The organism is Tardiphaga sp., assembly GCF_044340795.1.
GTDB lineage: Bacteria > Pseudomonadota > Alphaproteobacteria > Rhizobiales > Xanthobacteraceae > Tardiphaga.
This window is the reverse complement of the sequence record NZ_JBIISY010000135.1, coordinates 1-16,278: the sequence shown is the minus strand read 5'-3', so window position 1 is coordinate 16,278 and position 16,278 is coordinate 1. Positions and strand designations below refer to the sequence as shown.

16 protein-coding genes are annotated in these 16,278 nt (G+C 63.3%); 14 read left to right on the top strand and 2 right to left on the bottom strand.

Features of this window, described 5'->3' with window-relative positions:
* On the top strand, positions 1–291 hold a 291-nt coding region (locus ACIQ17_RS20440), incomplete at its 5' end, for a NifU family protein (protein WP_398470906.1).
* A 203-nt stretch (positions 292–494) separates the two neighbouring features.
* Positions 495–2,540, top strand: coding sequence for a methyl-accepting chemotaxis protein (locus ACIQ17_RS20435; protein ID WP_398470905.1), 2,046 nt, complete (start codon positions 495–497; stop codon positions 2,538–2,540).
* A 130-nt stretch (positions 2,541–2,670) separates the two neighbouring features.
* Here the strand turns inward: ACIQ17_RS20435 and ACIQ17_RS20430 are convergent, their stop codons facing one another.
* A complete protein-coding gene (locus ACIQ17_RS20430) occupies positions 2,671–3,477 on the bottom strand; it encodes an SDR family NAD(P)-dependent oxidoreductase (RefSeq protein WP_398470904.1) in 807 nt (268 codons plus the stop codon).
* A 272-nt stretch (positions 3,478–3,749) separates the two neighbouring features.
* On the opposite strand from ACIQ17_RS20430, the gene ACIQ17_RS20425 reads away from it, so the two are divergent.
* Positions 3,750–4,478: a CBS domain-containing protein gene (locus ACIQ17_RS20425; RefSeq protein ID WP_398470903.1), complete on the top strand. Its 729-nt coding sequence runs from the start codon at positions 3,750–3,752 to the stop codon at positions 4,476–4,478.
* A gap of 159 nt (positions 4,479–4,637) precedes the next feature.
* On the opposite strand, the gene ACIQ17_RS20420 is transcribed toward ACIQ17_RS20425, so the two are convergent.
* Positions 4,638–5,693 carry a polysaccharide deacetylase family protein gene (locus ACIQ17_RS20420; RefSeq protein WP_398470902.1) on the bottom strand — a complete coding sequence of 352 codons (1,056 nt, stop codon included), beginning with the start codon at positions 5,691–5,693 and terminating at the stop codon, positions 4,638–4,640.
* A 174-nt stretch (positions 5,694–5,867) separates the two neighbouring features.
* Here ACIQ17_RS20420 and ACIQ17_RS20415 point away from each other — a divergent pair, with 174 nt between their 5' ends.
* The 11 genes from ACIQ17_RS20415 to ACIQ17_RS20365 all read left to right on the top strand — a co-directional run.
* The gene (locus ACIQ17_RS20415; protein ID WP_398470900.1) at positions 5,868–7,271 is read left to right on the top strand and encodes an OmpA family protein; all 1,404 of its coding nucleotides are present in this window, start codon (positions 5,868–5,870) and stop codon (positions 7,269–7,271) included.
* On the top strand, positions 7,268–7,567 hold the full coding sequence (locus tag ACIQ17_RS20410) for a hypothetical protein (RefSeq protein ID WP_398470899.1): 300 nt from the start codon (positions 7,268–7,270) through the stop codon (positions 7,565–7,567). The genes ACIQ17_RS20415 and ACIQ17_RS20410 overlap by 4 nt, the downstream gene beginning before the upstream one ends.
* A 2-nt stretch (positions 7,568–7,569) precedes the next feature.
* Positions 7,570–8,100, top strand: coding sequence for a DinB family protein (locus ACIQ17_RS20405; protein ID WP_398470908.1), 531 nt, complete (start codon positions 7,570–7,572; stop codon positions 8,098–8,100).
* Positions 8,101–8,389: 289 nt separating this feature from the next.
* Positions 8,390–9,436 (top strand): lysylphosphatidylglycerol synthase domain-containing protein, encoded by a 1,047-nt coding sequence (locus tag ACIQ17_RS20400; RefSeq protein ID WP_398470898.1) that lies wholly within the window; start codon positions 8,390–8,392, stop codon positions 9,434–9,436.
* 67 nt (positions 9,437–9,503) lie between these two features.
* On the top strand, positions 9,504–10,802 hold the full coding sequence (locus tag ACIQ17_RS20395) for an ATP-binding protein (protein ID WP_398470897.1): 1,299 nt from the start codon (positions 9,504–9,506) through the stop codon (positions 10,800–10,802).
* A gap of 543 nt (positions 10,803–11,345) precedes the next feature.
* Complete coding sequence (pstS, locus tag ACIQ17_RS20390; protein WP_398470895.1) at positions 11,346–12,356, top strand: phosphate ABC transporter substrate-binding protein PstS; 1,011 nt, start codon at positions 11,346–11,348, stop codon at positions 12,354–12,356.
* A 145-nt stretch (positions 12,357–12,501) separates the two neighbouring features.
* The gene (gene pstC, locus ACIQ17_RS20385; RefSeq protein WP_398470894.1) at positions 12,502–13,500 is read left to right on the top strand and encodes a phosphate ABC transporter permease subunit PstC; all 999 of its coding nucleotides are present in this window, start codon (positions 12,502–12,504) and stop codon (positions 13,498–13,500) included.
* Positions 13,501–13,512: 12 nt separating this feature from the next.
* Entirely contained in the window at positions 13,513–14,358 is an 846-nt protein-coding gene (pstA, locus tag ACIQ17_RS20380) for a phosphate ABC transporter permease PstA (RefSeq protein ID WP_398470907.1), read from the top strand.
* Positions 14,355–15,179: a phosphate ABC transporter ATP-binding protein PstB gene (gene pstB / locus ACIQ17_RS20375; protein ID WP_398470893.1), complete on the top strand. Its 825-nt coding sequence runs from the start codon at positions 14,355–14,357 to the stop codon at positions 15,177–15,179. The genes pstA and pstB overlap by 4 nt, the downstream gene beginning before the upstream one ends.
* Before the next feature lie 28 nt (positions 15,180–15,207).
* Positions 15,208–15,918 carry a phosphate signaling complex protein PhoU gene (gene phoU / locus ACIQ17_RS20370; RefSeq protein ID WP_398470892.1) on the top strand — a complete coding sequence of 237 codons (711 nt, stop codon included), beginning with the start codon at positions 15,208–15,210 and terminating at the stop codon, positions 15,916–15,918.
* 83 nt (positions 15,919–16,001) lie between these two features.
* A partial coding sequence (locus tag ACIQ17_RS20365) for a response regulator (protein WP_398470890.1) occupies positions 16,002–16,278 on the top strand: 277 nt, incomplete at its 3' end.

The window sequence follows — 16,278 nt, the reverse complement described above, 5'->3', positions numbered from 1 at the left end:
GCCGATGGCAGTGCACCCGAGGGCGACGTTTCGGACGAGGACGAGTTCTTCGACGATGACGACGCCGAGACCGTGGATACGATCAAGGACCTGATCGAGACCCGGGTGCGCCCGGCCGTGGCCAATGACGGTGGCGACATCACCTTCCGCGGCTTCAAGGACGGCATCGTTTACCTCGCCATGAAGGGGGCCTGCTCGGGCTGCCCGTCGTCCACGGCGACGCTGCAGCACGGCATCCAGAACCTGCTGAAGCACTTCGTTCCCGAAGTGCAGGAAGTCCGGCCGATCTGAGCCTGCTCCCGGGAAGCACCGGTCGCGGCGGGCTTGCCGCCTGAATCCGGTGCCTTCCGCCCTGTTCGCCTGCCGCAACCTTGAGAGGGACAGGTAACCGTTTACTCGCTCTTAGCTTCTCTGCCGTAGGTTTGGGCACTCGCTTCAGGTGCGGGCTGCGCCTGGAGATGAGGTATCGGGAGTGAGAAACGGGGGGCCCTAAAGTGGCAACGACGACGCCTGTCCGGACGAAGCCGGCTTTCATCAAATTTCCTGCTCTCAGGTTCCGCGCCAAGGTGACGCTGGGCTTCGCCGCAGTGCTGCTCATCTCGGCCATCAGCATGGGCATGGCCTATCTGGGCTTCGAGCGCATCGCCGAAGGCGTTGTCTCCTATCGCACCACCGTCGCGGAATCGGGCCTCGCCCGTAACATCGACCGCGAACTGACCTCCTATCAGGCTCTGGCCCGCTATTACGTGCTGACCAGCGCCGAGGCCGACGCCAAGGCGGCGAAGGCAGCGGAAGCGGCGCTGAAGGATGCCATCGACCAGTCGATGAAGGCCGCGACGGATTCGGCGCGCCTCGACAAGGTCACCCGCCTGTCGCGTGAATTCACCACCTTCACCAAGATCTTCGCCGACATCCTCGCGGTGAAGAGCGAGAACGACCAGATCGCGGCGAACCAGCTCTCGCGCACCAGCCTGATGCTGCGCAACAAGATCGACGATCTCGGCGACACCGCGATCATGGCCGGCCTGGCGTCGGTGCAGGATCAGGTGAAGGAAATCACCACGCAGTTCATCACCGCGACCTCGCTGGTGAACACCTATATCGGCAAGGCCGAGGACAAGACGTCCAACGCCGCGACCGCGCGCATCAAGTTCCTGCAGAACCAGTTCGCGACCGTCTATTCCAATGACGACAAGATCAACGGCAAGGTGAAGGAGATCGTGGCCGACACCAAGCTCTATGCCGACGCCTTCACCAAGTTCGTCGAGAACACCAAGAAGGTCGATGGTCTCGCCAAGGAGATGTCGGAGAGCGCTGCGGCGATCACCAAGCTCTCGTCGGAAATGAAGGCCGACATGCTGTCCGAGCAGCATCGGATGGAGACCGAATCCGACAAGACCGTCACCGACACCAAGCAGCTGATCATGATCCTCGGCTTCGGCGGCTTCGTGATCGGCGCCATTCTCGCCATGCTGCTCGGCCGCGGCATTGCCAAGCCGATGACCGAAATGTGCGCGGCGATGCGCAAGCTCGCCGCCGGCGATTTCGACGTGGTGCTGCCGGGCCTCGGCCGCCGCGACGAACTCGGCGACATGGCGGGCGCCGTGGAAGAGTTCAAGGTGCAGGCCGTGGCCAAGGCCGAACGCGATGCGGCCGCACAGGAAGAATCGAACCGTGCAGCCGATCAGCTGCGCCGCGGCGAGTTGATCCGCTTCGCCGACCAGTTCGAATCCGCCGTTGGCTCCATCGTGTCGAGCGTGTCGGTGTCGTCCGGCGAGCTCGAAACCGCAGCCAACACGCTGACTCGCACCGCCGAGACCACCGAACAGCTGTCCGGCCAGGCCGCAGCGACCTCGGACGAAGCCTCGTCCAACATGCAGTCGGTGGCGACGGCGACGGAAGAACTGTCGCTCTCGGTCAACGAGATCGGCCGCCAGGTGCAGAATTCCAGCCGCATCGCCGACAGTGCGGTGGAGCAGGCGCGCCTCACCGACGCCCGTATCGGCGAATTGTCGCGCGCTGCCCAGCGCATCGGCGATGTCGTCGATCTGATCACCGCGATTGCCGAACAGACCAACCTGCTGGCGCTGAATGCAACCATCGAGGCGGCGCGTGCCGGCGATGCCGGTCGCGGTTTCGCCGTCGTGGCTTCGGAAGTGAAGTCGCTGGCCAGCCAGACCGCGAAGGCGACCGAGGAAATCTCGACGCAGATCGCGGGCATGCAGAGCGCAACGCAGGATTCGGTGGCGGCGATCAAGCAGATCGGCAACACGATCGGCGAAATTTCGGGCATCGCCTCGGAGATCGCCAGCGCCGTCGAGCAGCAGGGCGCAGCCACGCGGGAAATCGCGCAGAACGTCCAGCGCGTCGCCCATGGCACGCAGCAGGTCGCCGGCAACATCACCGAGGTCAATCGCGGTGCGACGGAGACCGGTGCAGCGTCAGGTCAGGTGCTGAATTCGGCGCAGACGCTGTCGGCGGAAAGCACGCGCCTGCGCGCGGAGCTCGATCGCTTCATGGAAAATATCCGGGCGGCGTAAGGCTCTCGTCCGTAGCCCGGATGGAGCGTAGCGCAATCCGGGATTCAGACGATCATACGGATGACGGCGGAGTTTTAATCGCTCCGCCGGTCCCCGGATTACGCTGGGCTCCATCCGGGCTACGGCGTCTTCAATCCCAACCCGCGCCGGCAATCCCCGGATTCGCATAGACGATGCCGCCATCCACGGCGAGCGTGGTGCCGACCACATAATCTCCCGCACGCGAGGCGAGATAGATCGCGGCGCCCGCCATGTCTTCGTCAGTGCCGATGCGGCCCGCGGGCACCTTCGTCGCCACTTCATCCGCATTGTCGCGCGCGGCCTTGTTCATGTCGGACTGGAACGGGCCGGGTGCGATGGCTGACACCACCACATGGTCCCTGATCAGCTTCGCAGCCATGCGCCGCGTCAGGTGGATCAGGCCGGATTTGCTCGCGGCATAGGAATAGGTCTCCAGCGGATTGACGAAGATGCCGTCGATGGAGGCGATATTGATCACCTTGGCGGGCTGTCTTGCCGAGCCTGCGGCGCGCAGCGGTTCAGCCAGCGCCTTGGTGAGGAAGAACGGCGCCTTGACGTTCAGTGTCATCACCTTGTCCCAGCCGCTCTCGGGAAATTCGTCGAATTCAGCGCCCCAGGCGGCGCCGGCATTGTTGACGAGGATGTCGAGCTTCGGCTCGCGCTTCGTGATCTCGGCGGCGAGCATGTCGATGCCGGTCATGGTGGAGATATCAATCGGCAAGGCGATGCATTCGCCGGCATAGGCATCGCTCAGCTCCTTCGCCGTCGCCTCGCAGGCGGCTGCCTTGCGCGCGGTGATATAGACCTTCGCCGCGCCCTGGCTGAGGAAGCCCGCGGCGATCATCCTGCCGATGCCGCGCGAGCCGCCGGTCACCAATGCGACGCGGCCCTTGAGCGAAAACAGATCCGTGAACATGACGCCTCCCGTTTGTTGTGTTTGTGCTGATCGTAGCGTGGATGGCGCGAAGCGCAAATCGGTGCAGTTGCGTAGGATGGGTTGAGCGGAGGCGCGATAGCGCCGGAGCGATACCCATCGCGGCTCGGTGCGTGTGGTGATGGGTATCGCTGCGCTCAACCCATCCTACGGCTGTGCTCCCGATTGCTCCAAATCAAAGCCGCCATCCTGCATCGGCGTAGGCTCCTCCTGCCGGATCGATCCGGCGGTCCGTTCGCCCGAAGGAGGCAGCCATGAAGGCCCATCAGATCATGACCCGCAATGTCGTCACCATCGCGCCGGATGCGTCGATCCATGACGCGGCGAAGCTGATGATCGATCATCATGTCAGCGGGCTGCCCGTGGTCGATGAGGACGGCAAGCTGATCGGCATTGTCACCGAGCGCGACTTCCTGCGCCGTCAGGAGCTCGGCACCGAGATCAAGCGTCCGCGCTGGCTCGAATTCTTGCGCGGGCCCGGCCGGCAGGCCGTCGACTTCGTGCGCGAAGCCGGGCGAAAAGTGCATGAGATCATGACGCCGACGGTCTATTCGGTGATCCCGGATGCCGAACTGGCCGATATCGTCGAGATCATGGAGCGGCATCGCATCAAGCGCGTGCCGGTGGTGCAGGGCGATCGCCTGGTCGGCATCGTCAGCCGGCATAATTTCGTCGCCGCCATCGCCGATGTCACACGCAACACCGCCGAGATCGGCACCAGCGACGCGCTGGTCCGCCGCCGTGTGCTGGCGGTGCTGCGATCCCGCGAATGGGTGCCGGCCGGGCTCGATGTGCGGGTGAAGGATGGCGTGGTCGACATCATCGGCTTCATCACCGACGAGAATGTGCGGCAGGCCATCGTGGTGGCGACGGAAAACGTCGCCGGCGTCTCCCGCGTGCGCGAGCATCTGTGCTGGGTCGATCCGATGTCAGGGACGTATTTTCCGCCGACGGATACGAAGCATGTGATGACGGGAGTTTGATGGGGATGCCGCCGGCGGCGGTGATGCACTCAGTGTCGTCCCGGCGAACGCCGGGATCCATACACACCGTCCGCAGTGTTATGACTCGAAGGCCGCGGCTTTCTTTGTCTGTTGATGAGACAGAGGCTATGGATCCCGGCGTTCGCCGGGATGACAGTGTTAGCCTTGCCCCACGCGCTGAAAACCGTTCCACATGGCGGTGGCGGCGCCGGAGGTCAGCACCGGCAGATAGCGCGTGTCCTGATAATTGCCGTTCAGCGACACGCGCGGCAGCGCCGTGAACTGGGTCGCATTCTCCGCGACGATCACGCCGGGCCGCGTGGTCACGGCGGTCTGGAAGCCGGCGGCTTGCGCCAGTGCGAACTCGCGACTGCCGGCTGCGGCGCGGTCACCATAGGGGTAGGCGAGATGCAATGCGGGCTTCTGCAGGGCCTGTTCGATATTGGCGCGGCTGGTGGCCAATTCATGGGTGGCCACGGCCTCGCTCTGCTGGGCGAGATTGCAATGGCTGAGCGTATGCGCGCCGATGGTCACCAGCGGATCGGCAGCGAACGGCTTCAGCTCGTCCCATGACAGGCAGAGTTCGCGGCTGATCGCTTCCTCGTCGATGCCGGCCTGTGTGCACAGGGCGCTCATCGCGCGGCGCAGGTCGTCCTCGCCGAGGCCGCGCAGCCAGCCATGCAGTCGGTCGAACGCCATGTCCTTTTCGGGCAGCGAGCTTGTGGCAAGGCGAACCATGGTGCCGTCGATGGGAGCGTCGAGTTTCTCGAGCTTCGCGATCACGCGCTCGAGGGCGATCCACCACAGCCGGCCGGTGCCGGACGCGAAATCGCTGGTGACGAAGACGGTGAACGGTGCGTCGAAATCCTGCATCGCCGGCAGCATGTGGTCGCGATTGTCGCGATAGCCGTCATCGCAGGTGAAGCAGGCGAAGCGGCGCGAAAAATCCTGCTCCTTGAGGCGGCGGCGCATCTCGTCCAGCGTCACGATATCGACATCGGTGGCGCGCAGATAGGCCAGGGTTGCACGCAGGAAGTCGGGGGTAATTTCGAGGTGGCGGTTCGGCTGGAACAGGCCGGCATGGGCGGGGCGGACGTGGTGCAACATGAAAATGGTGCCGACGCCGCCGAAAAAGGGTCGCAACACGCGATGCGCACCGCTGAAATAAAGTGCATCCAGGCCGGCACGAATGATCGTGTTACGAATCTGCTTCATCTTGTGACCCAGCACTTTGACGCGACCCACGGACATGATCAGAAACGGTTGAACAAAGCGTTATTCCAATACCAAAGGTGATGCCAGAGGCATGGCTTGGGCTTGGCCTTGATTTCAGTTTGACAGTCCCGCAAGGGTTTGTTTTCTCTCTGCTTCCATTCCGCGGGACATCGAATGCACGGTTTTTACAGGTGGAGCGCCAAATGGTGGCCTGGGCTTATTCCACTCGCCATTCTCTGGGTCGTTGCCGCCTGGTTTAGCACGCTCCCCCTTGAGGCAGAGTTGACGGCGCGAAGCACAGAGGCGCTGAAAAGCACTGTTCTTGATAAAACGCAGATCGCTACCGCCGGTCGTGACGTGCGCTTTGCCGCGGAGGCGTTCTCGGAAGAGGGGCGGCGCAGCGCGGTCGGCTCCGTCGAGGCCGTGCCGGGCGTGCGTCTGGTCAATGATGCGACGCGCCTGGTCGCCGAAGCCAAGCCCTTCGTCTGGGTCGCCGAGCGCGACAATGTGCGCGTGACCCTGTGGGGCACCACGCCGCTGCCGGCGAGCAAGGCGCGCATCGCCGAAGCCGCCAAGGCCGCGCTGGCGGGAACCGAAGTCTCCGACCGCACCGGCCTCAAGCGCGGCGCGCCGCCCCGTTTCGATGGCGCCGCTGTGCTGCTGCTCGATCAGGTTGCCAAGCTGAAAGAGGGCAAGGCGACCATCATGGACGCCACAGTGAGCATCACAGGCCAGGCGCGCGATCTCGGCGGCCGCGAAGCGATCGCAGCAGCGCTGAAGAACCTGCCGGAAGGTTTTACGGTGACCGCCAATGAGGTGAAGGCGCCGCCTTACGTCTTCCAGGCGAACAAGGATCCGGTGGCGAACACGCTGACCCTGAGCGGTTATGTGCCGGACAACAATGTCCATGCGGCACTGGTCGCCGCGGCCCAGCGCAAATTCACCAATGACAAGATCGTCGATAACCTGAAGGCCAGCATCGGCGCGCCCGGCAATTTCGCGCCGGCGGTGACATCGGCGCTGGGGGCGCTGTCGCGGCTGTCGACGGGATCGCTGGTGATCAATGATCGCGAAGTGAGACTGTCCGGCGATGCGCTTTATGATGCGGCTGCCGAACAGATCCGCGGCGGCCTCGCCAAGGAGCTGCCGCAGGGCTGGACGACCAAGGCGGAGGTGTCGGTGAAGCCGGCTGCGGCGCCGGTGGATGCCAGCGTGTGCCAGCAGCTGTTCAAGCAGAACCTGACCAAGGGCCGCATTCGCTTCGAGACGGCAAGCGCCAGCATCAATGCGGATTCGGCCGGGCTGCTCGACCGGCTGGTGGAAATCGCCATGCGCTGCCCGACGACCAAGTTCGACATCGTCGGCCATACGGATGGCGATGGCGATCCGGCGTTCAACCAGACCCTGTCGGAAAAGCGCGCGGCGGCGGTCGAGGACTATCTGATCAAGGCTGGTCTGTCCGGCGATCGTTTCGAAGCCATTGGCTACGGCGCCACCTTGCCGCTGGCGGCCAATGACACCGAAGACGGCAAGCTGCAGAATCGCCGGATTGAATTCGTGGTGAGGCCGAATCCATGACCACTATCGCGACGCTTCTCTGGGGCTGGCTGCTCGGCGCCTTCGTGATCGGCTTCTGCATGGGCTGGATTGCCGTGGTCTATCGCGGCCCGTCGGTGCCGCGGGTCTGGATCCAGCGGCTGTCCGTGCTCGCCATGATCATCATCGGCATTGCCGCGGCGAAACTGGTGCCTGGCCGTTTCGGCTATTGGCTCGATCTCGGCCTCGCGTTGCTCGGCTTCTATCTGGTCGGTTGCGCCATCGGCTCGTGGCTGCGCGACATCGTCGTGACGCGGCAGCAGGCGCGGTTTCGCTGACCATGGCGGATGTCGGCAAAGCGACGCTCGATCACTACCGGGCGTTTGGACGCTACAACCGATGGGCCAATGGCCGGCTCTATGAGGCGGCTGCCGCACTGGATGATGCCGATTACCGTGCCGACCGCGGCGTCTTCTTCAAGTCGCTGCATGGCACGCTCAACCACCTGCTGGTCACCGACCGCATCTGGCTGCAGCGTTTCACCGGCAGCGGCGATGCGCCGGGCCAGCTCGATGCCATCCTGCATGATGATTTCGCCGGCCTGCGCGTCGCGCGCGAAGCGGAGGATGCCCGCATCGTCGGTTTCATCGACGGCCTCGACGAAGACAGGCTGGCCGGCACCATCAAATATCGCCGGGTTTCGACGCCCGAGGAATTCGAGGAACCGCTGATGCCGATGCTGGCGCACTGGTTCAACCATCAGACCCATCATCGCGGCCAGGCCCACGCGATTTTGACCGGGATCACCGGCAAAGCGCCGGAATTGGATCTTCTGTTCTATCAGCGCCTTGCTGCCAAATCGGCGGTCTAGGGTCACGAAAACCTCACGGTGATATGTGAGACTTTCGCCGGACCGGCATTTTGACGCAGCGCTGCCGGGCCGCGTGGATGGTTTGTTAGGTCTCGCTTAATAGACTGAGCAGGCTCGCTTTTGTTCACGCATCCGGTTTCCGTTTCGCACCAAAACGCGCTACGAGGGTTGTGCTGGAAACGGCGTGGCGAACGTGATGAGGTAGCGGTTCCGCCGTGTTGCTTTGACAAGCGCGGGTTTGACGAAACTGGCCGACGTCCCAAGAACTGGGATCGCATTCGAGGTTGAGATGCTGGAAGCAATACGCAGGACGTCGACGTTTCTGCGCGAGAAGCAAATCCTGCACAAACTCGGTGTCCTCGCCAGTATCGCGGTGATCGCCGTCGCCTGCTACATGCTCTACCACAAGCTCCGTAACGTCGACACGGCGCGGGTTCTGAAGTTCATCGCCGAGACCGACCCGAAGCTCATCGTGCTGTCGGCGCTGTCGGTGACCGCGGCTTATTTCACGCTCACCTTCTATGACTGGTTCGCGGTCCGCACCATCGGCCGCAAGGATGTGCCCTACCGCATCAATGCGCTGGCGGCCTTCACCAGCTATTCCATCGGCCACAATGTCGGCGCGAGCGTCTTCACGGGCGGCGCGGTGCGCTACCGCATCTATTCGGCCTGGAATCTCTCGGCGGTCGATGTCGCCAAGATCGTGTTTCTCGCCGGCCTCACATTCTGGCTCGGCAATCTCGCAGTGCTCGGCATGGGCATCGCCTATCATCCGGAAGCCGCAAGCGCGATCAACCAGGTGCCGCCGGCGGTCAACCGCGTCCTCGCTTACGTCGTGCTCGCGGGCCTGGTCGGCTATGTGATCTGGGTGTGGATGAAGCCGCGCAGCGTGGGGCGTGGACCGTGGTCGGTGGTGCTGCCGGGCGGCCCGCTGACGCTCCTGCAGATCGTGATCGGCATCGTCGATCTCGGCTTCTGCGCGCTGGCGATGTATCTGCTGGTGCCGAACACTCCCGGGGTGGATTTCGTCACCGTCGCGGTGGTGTTCGTGGCGGCGACGCTGCTCGGCTTTGCCAGCCATTCGCCGGGTGGTCTCGGCGTGTTCGACGCGGCGATGCTTGTCGGCCTGGAGATGATGGACCAGGAGCAGCTGCTGGCCGGCATGCTGCTGTTTCGGGTGTTGTATTACCTTACGCCGTTCTTTATTTCAGTCATGTTACTGACGTTTCGCGAGCTTATTGTCAGCGCGCGATCAAAAAAAATGCAACCGGTCGCGAATGAAGCTTCGTCCAGTGTTGGACGGACGTTGAACGATCACGGCGGTCCAGCCGCCTAATCAACAGGCGCCCGCAGCGCATTGAAACGCTGCCGGAAAGAGACCTTGCCGAAAGAGAAATCGCCCGATGGCTATCGAAGCTTCCCCTCCGTCGATGTTCTCTCCCTGGCCGGATCGTCTGCGACATGCCGCGATCATCCTGCTCGTCGCCGCGCTGGCGCTGGCCACCCTGGTGTTTTTCGGTGAGTTGACGCCGTTGCGTGCGGTCATCGTGTTCGCCTGTATCGCCGGCGCTGCGCTGGTGCCCTGGCGCCTGCATGACAGTGACGCCGCGCGCGACGAGGCGCTGGTCAATCCGGTCGAACAGCCGGCGGTGCGCGCCGTGGTCGGCGGCATTCCGGACCCGGCGGTGCTGCTCGATCGCGCCGGCCGCGTGATTCATCTCAACGCTGCCGCAGAGCAGCTGGCGCCGGCGCTGCGCAAGGGCGAACTGGCGCAATTCGCGCTGCGTTCGCCGGAGATCATCAGCGCCTTGCGCGAGGCCATCGCCAATACCGAACCGCGCCGCACCTCCTATGTCGATCACGTGCCGGTCGATCGCTGGATGGATCTGATGATCACGCCGGTGTCCGTGCCGACCGCCTTCGGCGGCACTGACACCTGCATGCTGATGACGTTTCACGATCAGACGCCGATCCGCCGGGTCGAGGAAATGCGCGCGGATTTTATCGCCAATGCCAGCCATGAACTGCGTACGCCGCTGGCAACCTTGTCCGGCTTCATCGACACGCTGCAAGGACCGGCGAAGGACGACGCCAAGGCTCGGGAGCGCTTTCTCGGCATCATGCATACCCAGGCAAGCCGCATGGCGCGCCTGATCGACGATCTGTTGTCGCTGTCGCGGGTAGAATTGTCGGCGCATGTGCGGGCCGAAGCCTTGATCGACATTCTCCCAATCATCCGTCAGGTCGGCGACAGTCTCGAACTGCTGGCCACCGAGCGCGGCGTCAAGATCGAGATGCACCTGCCGGACGGCCCCGTGTTCGTCGCGGGCGACCGCGAAGAACTGCTGCGGCTGTTCGAGAACCTGATCGAGAACGCGCTGAAATATGGCGCATCGGGTGGGCGGGTCGAGGTGACCCTGGCGCCCGCATCCACCACCGATGGGGCTTCGGAAATCCGAGTCTCCGTGCGCGATTTCGGCCCCGGCATCGCGCCGGAACATCTGCCGCGGCTCACCGAGCGCTTTTACCGGGTGGATGTCGGTGACAGCCGGGCCCAGGGCGGAACCGGCCTTGGCCTGTCGCTGGTCAAGCACATCCTGAACCGTCACCGCGGACGGCTGCTGATCGAGAGCGTGCCCAAGAACGGCGCGACCTTCACGGCGGCATTTCCGCAGGCCAAGGTGGCTGGGAAAAGCGCGTAAGCGCGTTCTCCCTCCCCGGAGCGAAGCGAATGGGGAGGGTGGCGCGTAGCGCCGGGTGGGGTGCTTCCCCAAACTCCGTCCTTCCGTGGGATAGACCCCACCCCCGCCTAACGGCGGACCCTCCCCACTGCGCCGCTGCGCGGCTTGGGGGAGGGAGGCCAGCGGCCTCGGCGCGTTTCGTCAGCCGCCAAAATCTCAAAAATCTCCCCCTGCGACATGGCGTCACCACGCTGTTTTCGCGCTCCGGTGGCACGAAGCCGAATGATGGCGAAAAGGCGGATTCCTCCCATTGAAACATATTGTTAACCGCTGGAACCTGTGTTCCCGCGCTGCACAAGTTTTGTCATGAAAGCCCGCCGAAACCCCGATTACGCCGCGGATATCGGTATGTAAATCCGATAAACGATAACGTTATCAATGGCTTGTCGTAGTCATCCAACTGTCATCTGACTATCATAAAAGCTCAACCGACCGCACCTACATGGGCGGGGTGAGCGCTATCGGGCGCACAAGCGCATCGCTCACGACAAATTGGAGATACCCATGAAATTCCTCAAAGCGATCGTCGCTGCGGGCCTCGTGGCCGCGTCGACCTCGGCCTTCGCTGCCGACATCACCGGTGCCGGCGCGACCTTCCCGTTCCCGGTCTACTCGAAGTGGGCCGACGCCTATAAGAAGGAAACCGGCAACGGTCTGAACTACCAGTCGATCGGTTCGGGCGCCGGCATCAAGCAGATCCAGGCCAAGACCGTGACCTTCGGTGCCACCGACGCGCCGCTCAAGGCCGAGCAGCTCGAAAAGGACGGCCTGGTTCAGTGGCCGATGGTGATGGGCGCAATCGTTCCGGTCGTGAACCTCGAAGGCATCAAGTCGGGCGAGCTCGTCCTCTCGGGCGAACTGCTGGCCGACATCTATCTCGGCAAGGTCAACAAGTGGGACGACGCCGCGATCGCCAAGCTGAACCCGAAGCTGAAGCTGCCGTCGGCTGCCATCACCGTGGTTCGTCGTTCGGACGGTTCGGGCACCACCTTCAACTTCACCGACTATCTCTCCAAGGCCTCGGCTGACTGGAAGACCAAGGTCGGCACCGGTACCGCTGTCGAGTGGCCGGTTGGCGTTGGCGCCAAGGGCAATGAAGGCGTCGCCGGCAATGTCGGTCAGACCAAGAATGCCATCGGTTACGTCGAATACGCCTACGCCAAGCAGAACAAGCTGACCTCGACCGGCATGATCAACAAGGCCGGTAAGCCGGTGCAGCCGACCATCGCTGCCTTCCAGGCCGCTGCTGCCAACGCCGACTGGGCCAAGGCTCCGGGTTACTACGTGATCCTGACCGACCAGCCGGGCGAAGCTTCGTGGCCGATCACCGCTGCGACCTTCATCCTCATGCACAAGACCCCGACCGACAAGGCGGCGTCGGCTGAAGCGATCAAGTTCTTCAAGTGGTCGTTCGAAAAGGGCGGCAAGGCTGCTGAAGAGCTCGACTACATCCCGATGCCGGACTCGGTCGTCAAGCTGATCGAGAAGACCTGGTCTTCGGACATCAAGAGCTAAGCTTCAGCTCTTGCGCGGAGGAGAGGGGCATCTCTCCTCCGCTTCTTTCTGATTGATTTTTCTTTTCTTTTTGAACTTCGCGCCCTGGCAGGCCCATTCAGGGTGTCGTGTTTCGGGTATCAGGTAACAACACAGGGGACTGGGCGTGGCAGATATGGCCGTACAGAGCTCTTCGATGGACGCCGCTGGACCGTATGACCGCGCCAAGGCGCTCAACGCATTCAAGACCGGCGACCAGGTTTTCTACTGGCTGACGCGCATCTCGGCGCTGTCGGTGCTCTTCATTCTCGGCGGCATCATCCTGTCGCTGATCGCCGGTGCGTGGCCGGCGCTGAAGGAGTTCGGCTTCTCCTTCCTGTTCACGCAGCGTTGGGCGCCGTCGGCTGAACCGCCGGTGCTCGGTGCGCTCGGCCCGATCTACGGCACGCTCGTCACCTCGCTGATCGCCATGTCGATCGCCATTCCGGTCGGTATCGGCATCGCGATCTTCCTCACCGAACTGTGCCCGAACTGGCTGCGCCGCCCGATCGGCATGGCGGTGGAGCTGCTCGCCGGCATCCCCTCGATCATCTACGGCATGTGGGGCTTCTTCGTGCTCGGCCCGTTCCTGGCCAACCACTTCCAGCCGTTCCTGATTGCCACCTTCGAAGGCGTGCCGGTGCTCGGCACCATCTTCGCCGGTCCGCCGTCCTATCTGTCGCTGTTCAACGCCTCGCTGATCCTCGCGATCATGGTGCTGCCCTTCATCACGGCGATCTCGGTCGACGTGTTCAAGACGGTGCCCCCGGTGCTGAAGGAAGCGGCTTACGGCGTCGGCTGCACCACCTGGGAAGTCGTTCGCAACGTCGTCATTCCCTACACCCGCGTCGGTGTGATCGGTGGCGTCATGCTGGCCCTCGGCCGCGCGCTCGGCGAAACGATGGCGGTGACCTTCATCATCGGCAACTCGTTCCGCATCACCGGCTCGATCTTCGGTCCGGGCACCACGATCTCGGCGGCGATCGCATCGGAATTCGCTGAATCCGACGGCCTGCATCAGTCCGGCCTGATCCTGCTCGGCCTGCTGCTGTTCGTGCTCACCTTCCTGGTGCTGTCGGCTGCCCGCCTGATGCTGCTGCGCCTCGAAAAGAAGGCAGGGAAGTAAGTCATGACAACGATGAACCCGATTTACGTCTCGCGCCGCCGCAACGACAAGATCGTCCGCGGCCTGTGCATGGGTGCCGCGATCTTCGGCGTCACCTGGCTCGCGCTGATCCTGTTCACGCTGTTCTACAACGGTCTCGCCGGCCTCAGCGTGCAGATCTTCACCCAGAACACGCCGCCGCCCGGCTCCACCGAAGGCGGTCTGCTCAATGCCATCGTCGGTTCGGTCATCATGACCGTGATCGGCGTCGGCATCGGTGCGCCGCTCGGCCTGCTCGCCGGCACCTATCTGGCGGAATACGGCAAGCACGACAAACTCACCTCGGTGATCCGCTTCATCAACGACGTGCTGCTGTCGGCGCCCTCGATCATCATCGGCCTGTTCGTTTACGGTGCGGTGGTTGTTCCGATGGGTGGCTTCTCGGCCTTCGCCGGTTCGCTGGCGCTCGCCGTGATCGTCATCCCGGTGGTCGTCCGCACCACGGAAGACATGCTCGGCCTGGTGCCGAACCCGCTGCGTGAAGCGGCTTCGGCGCTCGGTCTGCCGCGCTCGCTGGTGATCAAGCGGATCGCCTATCGTGCGGCGCGTGCCGGTCTCATCACCGGCGTGCTGCTGGCGACCGCCCGTGTCGCCGGTGAAACCGCGCCGCTGCTGTTCACCGCACTGAGCAACCAGTTCTTCAGCCTGGACCTCGGCAAGACGATGGCCAACCTCCCGGTCACCATCAACAACTTCGTCCAGAGCCCCTACGAATACTGGAAGCAGCTCGCCTGGAGCGGCGCGCTGATCATCACCCTGACCGTCCTTGCCCTGAACATTGGCGCGCGCATTCTCGGCGCCGAGAGGAAAGCAAAATGAGTGATCTCTCTGTGTCCGCCGCCAATCCCAGCGTCTCGATGCCGCCGTCCATGGTGCAGGGCGATGCCCGTCCCAAGGTCAGCGTCCGCGATCTGAACTTCTACTACGGCGAACACCACGCCCTGAAGAAGATCAACCTGAACCTCGCCACCAACCGCGTGACCGCCTTCATCGGTCCGTCGGGCTGCGGCAAGTCCACGCTGCTGCGCATCTTCAACCGCATGTATGACCTCTATCCGGGTCAGCGCGCGGAAGGTCAGGTCATGCTCGACAGCCAGAACATTCTGGACCCGAAGCTGGACCTCAATCTGCTGCGTGCCCGTATCGGCATGGTATTCCAGAAGCCGACCCCGTTCCCGATGACGATCTATGAAAACATCGCCTTCGGCATCCGCCTCTACGAGAAGATCTCCAAGGCGGAGATGGACGTGCGCGTCGAGAAGGCGCTGCGTGGCGGTGCACTGTGGAACGAGGTCAAGGACAAGCTCAACGCTTCGGGCCTGTCGCTCTCGGGCGGCCAGCAGCAGCGTTTGTGCATCGCGCGCACCATCGCCGTGCGCCCGGAAGTGATCCTGTTCGACGAGCCCTGCTCGGCGCTCGATCCGATCTCGACTGCCAAGGTCGAGGAGCTGATCGACGAATTGAAGGATCAGTACACGATCGCCATCGTGACCCACAACATGCAGCAGGCCGCGCGTGTCTCCGACACCACCGCCTTCATGTATCTCGGCGAACTGGTCGAATTCGACCAGACCAACAAGATTTTCACCTCGCCGAGCGACCGCCGCACCCAGGATTACATCACCGGCCGTTTCGGCTGACGCGACCAGGTCGCAAGAGGATTGACCTATGGCTTTTGAACACACGACCAAGGCCTTCGACGACGATCTTCAGGAACTCACCCGTCTCGTCGCCGAGATGGGCGGCCTGGCCGAGCGCCAGATCGCAGAGTCCGTCGACGCCCTGATCCGCCGCGACGTCGCCCTCGGCGCCCGCGTGGTGGCTGCCGACGCTGAAATCGACAACCTGCAGCGGTTGATCGAAGAACGCGCCGTCCTCACCATCGCCAAGCGCCAGCCGATGGCTGTCGACCTGCGCGAGATCGTCGGCGCGCTCCGCGTCGCCACCGATCTCGAGCGTATCGGCGATCTCTCCAAGAACATCGGCAAGCGCGTCAATGCGCTGGACAGCGACTTCCACCCGCTGAAGCTGATCCGCGGCCTCGAACACATGACCGATCTGGTGAACACCCAGGTCAAGGCCGTGCTCGACGCCTATGCCGCGCATGACCTGCCGGCGGCGATGAATGTGTGGAAGAGCGACGAGGAAATCGACTCGATCTGCACCTCGCTGTTCCGCGAACTCCTGACCTATATGATGGAAGATCCGCGTAACATCTCGTTCTGTATCCATCTGATGTTCTGCGCCAAGAACATCGAACGGATCGGCGATCACGCGACCAATATCGCCGAGACCGTGTTCTACATGATCGAAGGTCAGCAGATGGTCGACAAGCGCCCGAAGGGCGACATGACCAACTTCGCGACTCCGGTGAGCTGAGGCTCGTAGTTACGAGCCGAGCTCGCCCGCGGCGAGCCACGCTCGCCGCGACGTCCTTGAACGACAGATAGGAAGCTAGCCATATGAACGCGCGCATTCTGGTAGTGGAAGACGAGGAAGCTCTGACCACGCTGCTGCGCTACAATCTCGACGCCGAAGGTTACGACGTCGAGACGGTTGCCCGCGGCGACGATGCCGACACCCGCCTGAAAGAGCGCGTGCCGGACCTCGTGGTCCTCGACTGGATGTTGCCCGGCCTGTCCGGCATCGAACTGTGCCGTCGCCTCCGTGCGCGGCCGGAGACCAAGGCGCTGCCGATCATCATGCTCACCGCCCGCGGTGAGGAGAGTGAGCGCGTGC

Coding starts and splice junctions, on each gene's coding strand:
- ACIQ17_RS20430 (WP_398470904.1), bottom strand. CDS start 3,477: ATGTTCACGGATCTGTTTTCGCTCAAGGGCCGCGTCGCATTGGTGACC.
- ACIQ17_RS20425 (WP_398470903.1), top strand. CDS start 3,750: ATGAAGGCCCATCAGATCATGACCCGCAATGTCGTCACCATCGCGCCG.
- ACIQ17_RS20420 (WP_398470902.1), bottom strand. CDS start 5,693: ATGAAGCAGATTCGTAACACGATCATTCGTGCCGGCCTGGATGCACTT.
- ACIQ17_RS20415 (WP_398470900.1), top strand. CDS start 5,868: ATGCACGGTTTTTACAGGTGGAGCGCCAAATGGTGGCCTGGGCTTATT.
- ACIQ17_RS20410 (WP_398470899.1), top strand. CDS start 7,268: ATGACCACTATCGCGACGCTTCTCTGGGGCTGGCTGCTCGGCGCCTTC.
- ACIQ17_RS20405 (WP_398470908.1), top strand. CDS start 7,570: ATGGCGGATGTCGGCAAAGCGACGCTCGATCACTACCGGGCGTTTGGA.
- ACIQ17_RS20400 (WP_398470898.1), top strand. CDS start 8,390: ATGCTGGAAGCAATACGCAGGACGTCGACGTTTCTGCGCGAGAAGCAA.
- ACIQ17_RS20395 (WP_398470897.1), top strand. CDS start 9,504: ATGGCTATCGAAGCTTCCCCTCCGTCGATGTTCTCTCCCTGGCCGGAT.
- pstS (WP_398470895.1), top strand. CDS start 11,346: ATGAAATTCCTCAAAGCGATCGTCGCTGCGGGCCTCGTGGCCGCGTCG.
- pstA (WP_398470907.1), top strand. CDS start 13,513: ATGAACCCGATTTACGTCTCGCGCCGCCGCAACGACAAGATCGTCCGC.
- pstB (WP_398470893.1), top strand. CDS start 14,355: ATGAGTGATCTCTCTGTGTCCGCCGCCAATCCCAGCGTCTCGATGCCG.
- phoU (WP_398470892.1), top strand. CDS start 15,208: ATGGCTTTTGAACACACGACCAAGGCCTTCGACGACGATCTTCAGGAA.